At 44.5% G+C, this 12,211-nt stretch carries 14 protein-coding genes, 2 tRNA genes and 1 pseudogene; 13 read left to right on the forward strand and 4 right to left on the reverse strand.

The window, feature by feature from the left end:
- The 9 genes from Q7U10_06085 to Q7U10_06125 all read left to right on the forward strand — a co-directional run.
- Nucleotides 1-778 (forward strand): cobyric acid synthase CobQ (locus Q7U10_06085; protein ID MDO8282181.1); only part of this gene is annotated, 778 nt, incomplete at its 5' end.
- The gene (gene cbiB, locus Q7U10_06090) at nt 778-1,782 is read left to right on the forward strand and encodes an adenosylcobinamide-phosphate synthase CbiB (protein MDO8282182.1); all 1,005 of its coding nucleotides are present in this window, start codon (nt 778-780) and stop codon (nt 1,780-1,782) included. The genes Q7U10_06085 and cbiB, both read left to right, overlap by 1 nt.
- Nucleotides 1,779-2,852, forward strand: coding sequence for a threonine-phosphate decarboxylase CobD (gene cobD, locus Q7U10_06095; protein ID MDO8282183.1), 1,074 nt, complete (start codon nt 1,779-1,781; stop codon nt 2,850-2,852). Before cbiB ends, cobD begins: the two co-directional genes overlap by 4 nt.
- Nucleotides 2,853-2,861: 9 nt before the next feature.
- On the forward strand, nt 2,862-3,248 hold the full coding sequence (locus Q7U10_06100) for a CbiX/SirB N-terminal domain-containing protein (protein MDO8282184.1): 387 nt from the start codon (nt 2,862-2,864) through the stop codon (nt 3,246-3,248).
- Nucleotides 3,249-3,265: 17 nt separating this feature from the next.
- The gene (locus Q7U10_06105) at nt 3,266-3,394 is read left to right on the forward strand and encodes a hypothetical protein (protein MDO8282185.1); all 129 of its coding nucleotides are present in this window, start codon (nt 3,266-3,268) and stop codon (nt 3,392-3,394) included.
- 89 nt (nt 3,395-3,483) lie between these two features.
- A complete protein-coding gene (gene cbpB, locus Q7U10_06110) occupies nt 3,484-4,815 on the forward strand; it encodes a peptide-modifying radical SAM enzyme CbpB (protein ID MDO8282186.1) in 1,332 nt (443 codons plus the stop codon).
- Between the two features lie 11 nt (nt 4,816-4,826).
- On the forward strand, nt 4,827-5,621 hold the full coding sequence (locus Q7U10_06115) for an HD domain-containing protein (protein MDO8282187.1): 795 nt from the start codon (nt 4,827-4,829) through the stop codon (nt 5,619-5,621).
- 103 nt (nt 5,622-5,724) lie between these two features.
- Entirely contained in the window at nt 5,725-6,663 is a 939-nt protein-coding gene (locus Q7U10_06120) for an aldolase catalytic domain-containing protein (GenBank protein ID MDO8282188.1), read from the forward strand.
- A gap of 17 nt (nt 6,664-6,680) precedes the next feature.
- Nucleotides 6,681-7,322 carry a bifunctional 4-hydroxy-2-oxoglutarate aldolase/2-dehydro-3-deoxy-phosphogluconate aldolase gene (locus Q7U10_06125; protein ID MDO8282189.1) on the forward strand — a complete coding sequence of 214 codons (642 nt, stop codon included), beginning with the start codon at nt 6,681-6,683 and terminating at the stop codon, nt 7,320-7,322.
- A gap of 11 nt (nt 7,323-7,333) precedes the next feature.
- Here the strand turns inward: Q7U10_06125 and Q7U10_06130 are convergent, their stop codons facing one another.
- The 3 genes and pseudogenes from Q7U10_06130 to Q7U10_06140 all read right to left on the reverse strand — a co-directional run bounded on the left by Q7U10_06130 (nt 7,334) and on the right by Q7U10_06140 (nt 10,109).
- Nucleotides 7,334-7,873, reverse strand: coding sequence for a DUF4337 domain-containing protein (locus Q7U10_06130; GenBank protein MDO8282190.1), 540 nt, complete (start codon nt 7,871-7,873; stop codon nt 7,334-7,336).
- Between the two features lie 418 nt (nt 7,874-8,291).
- Nucleotides 8,292-8,636: pseudogene (locus tag Q7U10_06135) on the reverse strand (TM2 domain-containing protein).
- A gap of 33 nt (nt 8,637-8,669) precedes the next feature.
- Nucleotides 8,670-10,109: an MORN motif precursor gene (locus Q7U10_06140; protein MDO8282191.1), complete on the reverse strand. Its 1,440-nt coding sequence runs from the start codon at nt 10,107-10,109 to the stop codon at nt 8,670-8,672.
- A 211-nt stretch (nt 10,110-10,320) separates the two neighbouring features.
- Here Q7U10_06140 and Q7U10_06145 point away from each other — a divergent pair.
- From Q7U10_06145 to Q7U10_06160, 4 genes are all read left to right on the forward strand, one after another.
- A tRNA-Val gene (locus tag Q7U10_06145) sits at nt 10,321-10,396 on the forward strand.
- A gap of 39 nt (nt 10,397-10,435) precedes the next feature.
- Nucleotides 10,436-10,512 (forward strand) — tRNA-Asp (locus Q7U10_06150).
- Between the two features lie 29 nt (nt 10,513-10,541).
- Entirely contained in the window at nt 10,542-11,300 is a 759-nt protein-coding gene (gene bamD, locus Q7U10_06155; GenBank protein ID MDO8282192.1) for an outer membrane protein assembly factor BamD, read from the forward strand.
- A gap of 6 nt (nt 11,301-11,306) precedes the next feature.
- Nucleotides 11,307-11,936 (forward strand): bifunctional precorrin-2 dehydrogenase/sirohydrochlorin ferrochelatase, encoded by a 630-nt coding sequence (locus Q7U10_06160; GenBank protein ID MDO8282193.1) that lies wholly within the window; start codon nt 11,307-11,309, stop codon nt 11,934-11,936.
- A gap of 4 nt (nt 11,937-11,940) precedes the next feature.
- Here Q7U10_06160 and Q7U10_06165 read toward each other — a convergent pair whose 3' ends face one another.
- Nucleotides 11,941-12,066: a DUF3568 family protein gene (locus Q7U10_06165; protein ID MDO8282194.1), complete on the reverse strand. Its 126-nt coding sequence runs from the start codon at nt 12,064-12,066 to the stop codon at nt 11,941-11,943.
- Between the last annotated feature and the right edge of the window lie 145 nt (nt 12,067-12,211).

Raw genomic sequence — 12,211 nt, forward strand, 5'->3', positions numbered from 1 at the left:
CAAGCCTTTAAAGATCATAGTGCTTGGGTTGCGCTATATATCCAACTTCACTGACTTTGATCCATTCATGTATGAAGAGGATGTTGAACTTCAGTACTCATTGGATGAAGCGGATATCAGGAGTGCTGATCTCATCATCATCCCCGGATCAAAAAATACAGTGAGCGACCTCATTCTCTTAAGAGAGCACGGCATTGAAGATTCTGTAAAGTCAGCGGTTAATAAAGGATGTATGCTTGTCGGGATATGCGGCGGTTATCAGATGCTTGGCCAGAAGATACTTGATCCTTATGGTGTTGAAAGCGGATCAAATGAAATTGATGCCATGGGGCTTCTTGACACTGTTACAACATTTGACAAGACAAAGACTACATGTCAGGTGGAGGCGCAGTATACAGCAGGGTTTAGGGATTGGGGATCAGGCGTCAGTGGAAAATTAAAAGGCTATGAGATCCATATGGGTCATACAACAGGTGATATCGGGTTATTTGAATTGAAAAGATTTGATAACTCTGAGCTTATCTCCGACGGCTCTGTAAAGGGCAATGTATGGGGCACTTATATGCACGGCATCTTTGATAATGATGACTTTCGCACCGCTTTGCTGAACTCGATCAGGAAGAAAAAAGGGCTGCCGGTTCAGGAGACAGGTTTTAATTACCACATAAAGAAAGAGCAAGCCATAGACAGGTGGGCTGGTATCCTGAAGAAGAGTGTTGATGTCCGCTTTATGCTCAGGCAGGTCGGAATGGAAGATCGCATGGCTAAGGATAAATAATGACAGAGGTGATCGTTCTGACAGCAGCATATGTATTGGACTTGATGATCGGCGATCCACAGTGGTTCCCGCATCCTGTGAGGATAATCGGATGGGAAATTGAAAAGATGGAAAGGATATTAAGTTATAAGGAACATGTCACAGAGAGGATGGAGAAGTTTGCAGGAATCCTTCTCGTGATAATCATAATCAGCTCGACTTACGGATCCTTTTATTTCTTAAACTCATTTCTGATAAATACAGATCTGCCGAAGACGGTTTCTTATCTTGCATTTGGTTTTCTTATATATCTGACATCAACAACCCTCGCTACCAATGACCTTATTAGATCCGGCAAGGCTGTAGTTGCCGCTGTGACCGCAGGCGACAAAGAAGGCGCAAGAAAGAAGCTCAGACTTATTGTCGGCAGAGACACAAAAGAGCTTGATGACAAAGGCATATTAAAGGCGGTCATTGAGACGCTTTCTGAAAATACTTCAGACGGAATAATCGCTCCGATCTTCTACTTTGCGATAGGAGGCCTGCCGCTGGCGATGACATACAAAGCGGTCAACACGCTTGATTCAATGGTCGGCTACAGGAATGAGAGGTACAAGAACTTCGGATGGGCGTCTGCGAGATTGGATGATATCGTCAATTTTATCCCAGCGAGAATTACAGGCATGCTGATCGTGATGGCAACATTTATTCTGAAGATGTCAGCCACAGCCGGTCATCTGTCATTGAGAACCATGCTCCGCGACGGCAGGAAACATTTAAGCCCGAACAGCGGGATACCTGAGGCTGCAATGGCAGGCGCGCTCGGCATCAGGCTCGGAGGCCCTTCATTTTACGCAGGCATGCTTGTGGAGAAGCCTTACATAGGCCTAGAGGAAAAGTCAGAGGTTAAAGAAGATGTGTCTTATCTTAATGCTTCAGAGAATGCATTATCTATTGTTAAGATCACATCCCTGCTCGGCTTTGGCATTGCGCTGATGCTTCTGTATCTGAGGACTGCTATATGAAAACGATTACTCCAAATTCGCTGGAACATGGAGGGAATATCTACAGGATAGCTGAAGAACTTGGCGTTTCTGAAAGCAGGCTCATTGATTTCAGCGCATCCATCAATCCTCTCGGCATTTCAGACAAGGTGAAAGACGTTATCAACAGAGAACTGAATGGTCTGGTTAATTATCCCGATCCTGACACAAAGATGTTGAGGCATAAGATTGCCGAACATAATGGCATTGACCCTGAGACGATCATCTGCGGCAATGGCAGCACGGAGCTTATTTATCTTATACCGCGTGCGCTAAAGCCAAGGAAAGTTTTGATCCCTGCGCCGACATTTTCAGAATATGAGAGGGCGTGCAGATTGAGTTCAAAGTTAAGAGTTGAGAGCTATGAGTTAAAGAAAGAGAATGGTTTTGAGGTAATTCCAGATAAGTTTATCAAAGCTATGCAGGGCTGTGACATGGCTTTCCTCTGCAACCCGAACAATCCGACAGGGCATCTTTTAGAGAAACATGATGTCTTGATGATCGCTGAGGCGGCAAAGAAGATGAAATGCTATCTTATTGTTGACGAGGCGTTCATTGATTTTGTGCCTGAAGGATCGGTGATCCGGGATGTTCAGGAGAATCCATATCTGATCGTACTTCGGTCAATGACAAAGTTTTACGCGCTTACAGGCTTAAGGATCGGGTACGGGGTTTTTCACAAGGACTTAATTGAGAGGATCAAAGAATTCAAAGAACCCTGGACAGTAAATCATCTTGCCCAAAAGACGGCAATCGCCGCTATCGCAGATGATGAGTATGCGGTTGAAACACATGATTTGATAAAGAGAGAAAAAGAATTTCTCGAAAAGAGTTTTCAGGAATTAAATATTAAGTACTTGCCGTCAAGTGTGAATTATTATTTATTAAAAATGGAAAATCCTGAAAGAATAGTTTCAGCGTTAAACGCAAAAGGTATTCTCGTCAGGGATTGTTCAAATTTCAGAGGGCTTGAAGGCTCTTATATCAGGGTTGCTGTTAAATCACGAAGCGATAATGAAATGCTCTTAAAAGAGCTTTCCAAATTAAGGTAAAGGAGCGTTATGGAGATAATCATAATTGCGGCGCACGGCAGTCCGTCAAAAGAGGCAAGCAATGTCGAGGATATTGCTGAACGCCTTCACAGGATGATACACACTGAATGCAATAAAGATTGTGTGAGGATTGCGTATCTTCAGTTCAATAAACCGACCATAACAGATGCGATAGAGAGGGCTGTTGAAGACGGTGCAGACAAAATAATAATTCACCCATTCTTCTTAAGCAGCGGCATTCATGTGACAGAGAGTATTCCAAAAATAATCAAGGAAGCAGAAGATATATATCCTGATGTGAAGTTCATTTATACAGAGCCGCTCGGCTTTCACAATAAACTGGCTGAGGTGGTACTTGAAAGGATAAAGACTGTTACTGATATAAAATCAGATTAGAAAAGGGGGTGAATTGTTTGAAGAAGGCGAAGAAGGTAAAGAAAGTTCAGGCCATCTCTTATCATATGAAGTGCGCCACGACCGCTAACGGCCTGACGCATTTTGTCATGTACGGAGACGTGCCTAAGAAGAAGATGCCGTTATAGGATTTATTCAGCAGGGGCGTATTTCAATGCGCCCCTGCAGGATGCCGAAAATGAATGCTGATAACCCAAAAGGAGATTTTATAAAAGCAATGAAACCAACTAACCGCGGACTCTCATTCTCTGATATTGATGCTGACTGGAAACTGGCGCTTGATCCTGACAATATATTCTGGAGCGTATTGCCGAAAAATAACAACGACTTTATGCTTCCCCAGGATTTGATAGACCTCTATAAAAAAGAGATGAAACACCTCGATACTGAGATGCATAATTTCAGGTTCAATGAGCCTTTGAACTGCATATACATTGACCCGACAGACAGGTGCAATGCCAACTGTCCTTACTGCTACATACCTGCAAAAATAAGACAGCATGGAACGCAGATGACTGCCGAACAGCTTGATACAGTCCTCAGCAAGGTTGAGGCCCATTTTGAGGGCGCAAAGAAAAAACCGGTGATCGTATTTCACGCTGCCGAGCCGCTTCTTGTAAAAGATATTCTCTTTGGCGCGATCAAAAAGTATCACAAGAAGATGCTCTTCGGCATACAGACCAATGCGCTTTTGCTTGAAAAAGAGGATGTGGATCTCATAAAGAAGTATCGCGTTGGTATCGGAATTTCTCTTGACGCTTCAACTGCCGAAGTCAATAACCGCTCCCGCGTTTCAAGAGAGGGCGAGGGGAATTTTAAAAAGGCTGTGCAGGCGATCGACTGGTTTAAAGGATATGAGGGGCTTAATGTTATCTGCACCGTTAATACATTCAACGTAGATAAACTCTCTGAGCACGTTAAATTCCTCCATAAGAAAAAGGTGCCGATGGTGCTTCTTAATCCTGTCCGTGTGACACAGAAGCGCTCTGACAAGGTAAAGCCTGATGACAAGGTCTTTGCGCAGAACCTGATAAAGGCTGTTGATACAGCGATGGAGCTTACAAAGAAGACGAAACAGCAGATCGTTATCGGCAACTTTGCAAATGTATTACTGGCTATCATATCGCCGACCGCAAGGCGCATGATGTGCGACATATCTCCATGCGGAGGCGGCAGGACCTTCCTCACTGTAACTGCGGACGGAGCGATGGTTCCATGCGGCGAATTTATCGGCATGAAGGAGTTCTCAGGCGGAAACATCTTCAAGACATCGATCGCAAAAGCGATGGACTCAAAGCCCTTTAAAGAGATAAGATCAAGAATGGTGGAGAATATTGAAGAATGCGATGTCTGCGACTTCAGGCACATCTGCGGCTCGCCCTGCCCGGCTGAAATGTACGCCCGAGGCAATATCAATAAGAAGGCTGTCTTCTGTGATTTCTATAAAGAGATGATCGTGCACGCCTTTAAGATGATCGCTCAGGACAATGTGAAATATCTCCTGCGCAGTGATTCCATGGATCAGATGGCGTATGAGTATCAGTATTAGCAGGAGAGAAGATGACCGATAATGACCTGACACTCCTTAAGAAATGGTTTTCAGATTACACATCCTCTTTCCATTCATTCAACAAGGGAGATGATAACAACTATAAACTTAAGATCGAACATACCCTGAATGTATGCGAAAACATAGTCTATATTTCAAAAGGAGAGTCATTAAGCAATAACACAATTCTTCTTGCCGAGACGATCGGCCTCTTTCATGACATAGGCCGGTTCCGCCAGTTTAAAGAATATAAAACCTTTATGGACAGCAGGTCTGTTAATCACGGCCTTCTGGGGGCTGAGACATTGATCAGCGAAAAGACCTTGACCCTTCTTCCTGATAATGAACAATCCCTTATCACGCAGGCCGTAAAATTCCATAACGCGTTTGCCCTCCCTGACCTGAAAGGCCGGGATATATTATTGCTGTTAAAGCTGATACGCGATGCTGACAAGATAGATATATTTCGTGTCTTTATAGATTATTATGAAAGCAGCGATGATGAGAGGGCCTCGGCAGCGGCACATGGACTTCCAGACAATTCTGAATATTCAAAAGAGCTGCTTGATAGTATCTCTTCAAAAAAGCACATCTCGTATTCCGACCTTAGGACCTTAAATGATTTTAAGCTTATGCACCTTTCATGGGCATATACCCTGAATTTTTTAAGTTCATACAGATTATTAAAAAACAAAAACTATATAAATAGGATAATTCAGCATCTGCCGCAGACAGAAGAGATATTAAAGACTGGAGACCTGGTGCTTGAGCATCTCAGGCAGAGAGTGGATGAGGACAGGGCATGAACCGGATATGAAAATATTAAACCGCGCTTTACAATCCATATTCCATTAAATTACACTTATACTTCCATTATATTTTAATGTATTTTCTTATCAAGGAGGAATTATGTACAGGGAACAGATAAAAGTATTAGACTGCACCATCCGTGATGGCGGTCTTATAAATAAGCACAATTTTGACCACAGGTTTGTGCGCGAGGTGTATAAGGCGATCTCAGCTGCAGGCGTGGATTACATTGAGATAGGATATAAGAATTCCAAGGACTATTTCTCTCCGGATGAATACGGGCCGTGGAAGTTCTGTGATGATGATGTGATCAGAAAAGTTATAGACGGGATAGAATCAAAGGCCAAGATCTCCGTCATGGTGGATGTGGGACGCGTTCATCTTGATGATATAAAGCCTGCTGACCAGAGCCCTATAGATGTTATAAGAACTGCTACTTATGTAAAAGGCATAGACAAGGCTATTTACATGTGCAACCATTTTGCAGACAAGGGTTATGAGACCGCCATCAACATAATGGCCATATCAAAAGACAGGGGGCCTGAGCTTGATGAGGCGCTCCATCAGATAGAGGAAGAGAGCAAGGCTGATGTTGTTAATATTGTCGATAGTTTCGGATCCTTATATCAGGAAAATATTGAGGAACTGGTCAAAAGGTTCAAGTCGATAATCAAGACGAAAGAGATCGGCTTTCACGGCCACAACTCCATGCAGCTTGCATTTTCAAACACAATAGAGGCGATCATCCATAATGCCAATTATATGGATGCAACTGTTTACGGAATAGGGCGCGGCTCAGGCAACTGTCCCCTTGAACTGCTGATCGGTTTTTTAAAGAATCCGAAATATGATATACGCCCCATCCTTGACCTGATATCTAAAGAGTTCATCCCGCTCAGGGAGAAGATGGAGTGGGGATACATCATACCTTATGCAATAGCAGGTATGCTGAATGAACATCCAAAAAATGCGATCGCTTTAAGAGACAGCGATAAGAAAGAAGACTACAGGGCCTTTTACGACAGCATTGTTGATTAGGATCATCAGCCATAAAAATGGACGTAAACCGCTTTAAAGAACTGCCCATCTTGGGGATATTGCGCGGCATCACGTCAGAGAGCGTGAAGCCGCTTACTGAAACTGCGGTATCCTCCGGCCTCAAAGCGATCGAGGTCACAATGAACACGCCTGACGCAGCCGGTCTTATAAGGCAGATGATCAAGGCGGCTGATGGCCGTATCACTGTCGGCGCCGGAACTGTACTCTCACTTAAAGACCTGCACTCTGCGCTTGATGCCGGCGCGACATTCATTGTTATGCCCACACTTGTAACTGACGTAATGGAATATTGCGTAAAAAATTCTATACCTGTCTTTCCCGGTGCGCTCACACCGCAGGAGATATATAACGCGTGGAATGCCGGTGCGACAATGGTCAAGGTATTCCCCGCAAAGTTCTTCGGCCCTTCTTACATCAAAGAGATAAAAGGCCCATTTCAGGACATAAAGCTTCTTGCCTGCGGCGGCATCACACCTGAAACTATCGGCCCCTTCTTTTCTTCAGGCGCGGATGCGGTAGCCTTCGGCGGAGGCATATTCAAAAAAGAATGGATCGATGCCGGGAAATTCTCACTTATAGAAGAAGCGATAAAAAAACTGATTTCGGGTTTTAGAATAACGCGTGGTGTTCCCGTTTAAGAACTCCCTCGCTATTTAACAACCATCAAAAATCCATTCACAAAATAGAATATCCCGACCGCGCCGCTGAAGAGACCTATGACCCAGACCGGTTTTTTCTTCAGCAGCGCAGCGATTGATGAGAGGAGTATCGCTATCTGAAGAAATATGACAGCCATGCCGAACTGGCGGGAATGCATTTGAGCTTCATCTCTAATGGACTCCTGCGCTTTTGCGTCCTTCTCAATGGCAGCCTTTTCTTCTTCATACTTTTTTATCTTTCCTGAATAGGCATTAATATTCTTCTCGTAATCCCCAATTATTTCAGGCGAAAGCTTGGGCCTCTTCTCCTTCAGTTCAAGCTCAAGCTTGTCTTTCTGCATCTCGTATATGTAGCTCTTTATGCTTTTGGACTGATAGTATGCCCACTGATTTGAGGCCTGTGACTGCGCAAGCACGGAACGCGTGGAGAAGCTGCCGCCTCTAAAAGTTGAAAGCGTTGCACATACCGCCAGAAGGACGGTCGCGAGCGCGAGGTAGTTCAGCCAGGGTTCTTTTTTTTCGTCAGCCATATATTTCTCCTTGATATTATTAAAGATGGGGCGGTTATATCTGCAAGCAGGTTATTGTTTAATATGAATACTGCTCTGATCCATGGCAATCTATCAGTATGAATTTGTCCAATTTATTATGTGTGCCTCTTATAGTGAAACAATTCTCATCAGCGCTTATCACTTCAATTCTTATGTTTGATGCTGCAGGAGTAAAGTTCAGCTCTTCGATCTTTTTGGAATATCTGTTATTGTCGGAAAAATAGATCTCCTCAGCGGTTTTTAAATTCATTAATTCTGATCTTACAGTTGCCTGATAAGCAAGATTCCTGTTTGCAAGAAAAGCCGGGATCGCAACTGCGGCGATTATACCAAACAAAAATATCAGGGCGATGCCTGCGGCTGCGATAGCGATAACCATTCCGTTGCCGGTTGCGGAATATTTTTTCTGAAGATCTTCACTGCTTGTGAACGCGTAAATAATGAATTCCACCAGGGAGATCAGGCGCGGAATGAGCGTCCAGCAGAATATCAGATAAAAAAAGCCTTCCAGGTTTCTGCGGGTATAAAACTTGTGGGCCCCAAACCCTCCCAGGAAGAATGTGATCAGCAGTAAGGCTGTCTTGTTTACCTTATCTTTCTGCCCGGCTCCGCACACCGGGCATGTCTCAGCCTTGACCTTTATGACCTCCCCGCATGATTCACAGAACTTCTCATCCGGGCCTTTGCTGCGTCTTCTGTTCTCCTGATCATAACGGTTTGCGAATCGCGGGTCAGTTGTCATTTCACGCCCTGTTTTGTGATATATCTCAAAATCCTACTGCACCATCTCCCCATTTCTCCACTGTCCTGACCATTGCTGGCCGTCCGGCCATATGTAAGTGCCGTAACCATCTCTTGTGTCATTTTTGAATTCACCTGAATACTGGCCTCCGTCTGCATAGTTAAATGTGCCCTGGCCGTCTACTTTGTCATTTTTATATTCACCGACATATCTTGCGCCGCTTGACCATGTCTCAGTACCCTGTCCGTTCGCTTGGCCGTTTCTCCATTCGCCGACATACTGACCGCCATCAGCGTATGTGTAGGTTCCATAGCCATCCCTTGTGTCATTTTTGAATTCACCTGAATACTTACTGCCTGTTGCATAGGTATATGTGCCTTGTCCATCCAGCATGCCAATTTTCCATCCGCCAATATATACATCGCCATTTGCCCATGTGTATGTGCCGTAACCATCGCGCTCATCATTTTTGTATTCACCTGAATATTTGCCGCCGTCTTTATAGGTATATGTGCCCTGGCCGTCCATCAGGTCATTTTTCCATTCACCGACATACTTGCTGCCGTCTGTGTATGTATAGCTGCCTTGCCCGCTTTTCATGTGATTTTTAAATCCACCCACATAAACATCGCCTTGCCATTCGCCATGTCCCCATGTATAAGTGCCGTATCCATCCATTAAATTATTTTTCCATTCACCCACATAAACATCGCCTTGCCATTCGCCGGTTCCCCATGTCTTTTTGCCTTGTCCGTTCATTTGGCCGTTTTTCCATCCGCCTGTGTAAACATCTCCATTTGCCCATGTATGTGTGCCTTGCCCATTTTGCGTGCCGTTGATCCATTCACCGACATATTTACCGCCATCTGCCCATGTATGTGTGCCCTGTCCATCGCGCTCATCATTTTTGTACTCACCGGCATACTTGCCGCCGTCTGTGTAGGTCATGATCCCCTGGCCATCCAACATACCAGCTTTCCATCCGCCTACATAAACATCGCCATTTGACCATGTATAAGTACCCTGTCCATCCCTTATGTCATTTTTGAATTCACCGATATACTTCCCGCCGTCTGAGTAGGTCATAGTTCCCTGGCCGTTCTCATAACCGTCTTTCCACTCACCTACATAACTATCGCCTTCTACCCATGTATAAGTGCCTTGCCCATCCATCAGGTCATTTTTCCATCCGCCGACATACTTGTCGCCGTCCTTGTAGGTAATGGTACCTTGCCCCTCTTTTAGGTCATCTTTCCATCCGCCTGTATACACATTGCCGTTAGCATATGTCATCGTGCCCTGGCCGTTCTGCTTGCTCGCTTTCCATTCTCCTGCATACTTGTCTTTGTTTTCAAAAGTCATTGTTCCGATTCCGGTTACACATTTGCCCTCTGTACATGCCGCATGAACAAATGATGCGAGCATTATGATGCTGAAAAAAATAGAGGCGATTGTTAAGGCTGGTCTTTTCATGATATATCTCCTTTAAGCAAAGATTAATTTAAAAGGTTTACATAATATTGCCATAACTTGAGGACATTTTAATAGTGGTTTAAATTATTGTTGGCGGCCTGATTCTAACCCGCTAATTTGTGCATATATGCGCTTCAGCCGGTGGTAAGAAAAAAGAACTTTTAATTTGATATACTTATCTGCTATATTAATAACTCGTTTTGAGTTGATCGGGCGGGTAGCTCAGTTGGGAGAGCACAGCCCTTACAAGGCTGGGGTCACAGGTTCGAGCCCTGTTCCGCCTACCATTATTTTGATTCTCCCGTCTCAAACGATAAATAAAGAGTGGGGTGGTAGTTCAGTCGGTTAGAACGCCTGCCTGTCACGCAGGAGGTCGCGGGTTCGAGTCCCGTCCGCCCCGCCATTTTTTATCTTATATCTATTATGAAAAACATGAGCATTCTAAAGAAGCTTTTCCTGCCTGTCCTTATTCTTTTCTTTATAGCTGCATGCTCTTCTGATAAAGCGGCTCTCAAGGATTCCGGCATATCCGAGGCTGAAGAGGCTTTGATCCAGGCAAATGAGAAGATAAATAATAAGGACTATGAAGCGGCAAAGGTTCTGCTTGAGAAGGTCAAGACAACCGATACCACCATGAAGTTCGCGACTTTGGCTCAGATCCGGTTGGCAGATATATATTTTGAACAGGAGCTCTTTGACGAAGCTTCCATTGAGTATGAAAATTTTCTATCCATGCATCCGTATAACAAATACGCCCCATACGCTCAGTTCCAGCTGGCAATGAGCTTCTACAAGCAGATGACCACGGTCGATGTCAGCTATTCGCTTGCGCTCAGGGCGCTGAAGGAGTTCAGGATACTGCAGGAGAGTTATCCCAGAAACCCCTATATGGATGTTACTGAGACAAGAATAGCTAAGTGCTTAAGCATCCTTGCCGAACATGAACTGTATGTCGGCATGTTCTATTTTAATAAGGAGGCTTACGCCTCAGCAGCAAGCCGGTTCAATGAACTGCTTGAGAAATATCCTGATCTGAAGAAAGAGGCTGATGTATATTATTATTTAGGCCTTTCATATAAAAACCTCGGGGAGAAAGAGAAGGCGCTGAAGGCTTTCACAACCCTTATCGAGAAGTTCCCCGCTACTGCGCTTGCCAAAGAAGCAGAAGATATTATCGCTAAAATAAAATAGCAGGACATGAAATATTACCCGCTTTTTCTTGACCTGAAAGCTAAAAAAGCTGTTGTTATCGGCGGCGGAAGAGTTGCCGAGAGAAAGGCAGCCGCACTTATTAAAGCAGGCGCAGCCATAGAACTGGTCAGCCCTTCGCTGACACCCCGCCTTCAGAAGTTCAAAGCCGCAGGGAAGATAAAACATAAAGCAAGAAACTATGCAAAGGGAGACCTTAAGTCCGCCTTTGTGGTTGCAGCGTGCACTTCATCCGGAAAAACCAATATCATGATCGCCAACGACGCAAAGGAACTTTTCTGCCCGCTTATTAATGTCGCGGACAACCCGTCTGAAGGCAATTTTATCGTGCCCGCTTCCCTAACACGCGGCCCTCTGACCATCGCAATATCCACAGAAGGCGCAAGCCCTGCGATTGCAAAGATGATAAGGAAAGAGATACAGGAGGTTTACGACGCAGATTTTGCAAAATACCTGAAACTTCTGGGGCCACTGCGCAGGAAGGCATTAACAAAGATAACAGATGACAAAAAGAGAATATATATATTTAAGAAGTTTTCTTCCCCAAAAATAATCAGCACCCTCAGAAAGAAGGGATTTGAAGCTGCGTCAAAAGAGATGAAGGCCCTTCTGAAATAGCGCCCTATATACCGGCGATCTTTGCTATCTCATCATGTATGCGCTCTGCTTCCTCGCGATTGCCGAACATTCCGACCCGTACTGAGATATATGTGACCTTCTGTCCTTGATCTGAAAGTTTTATCACCACTTTCAGAGGTGGACCCCGGAATTCGGACAGTCGTATAAGGTGTAAAATATACGATTAACGAAGGAGGAAACCTGAAGATGAGCAAGACAAAAAGGACGAGGTATTCAGCAGAGTTTAAGGCAAAGATAGCCCTTGCAGCGTTGAG

This window comes from Thermodesulfovibrionia bacterium, assembly GCA_030646035.1.
Classification (GTDB): domain Bacteria; phylum Nitrospirota; class Thermodesulfovibrionia; order UBA6902; family UBA6902; genus JACQZG01.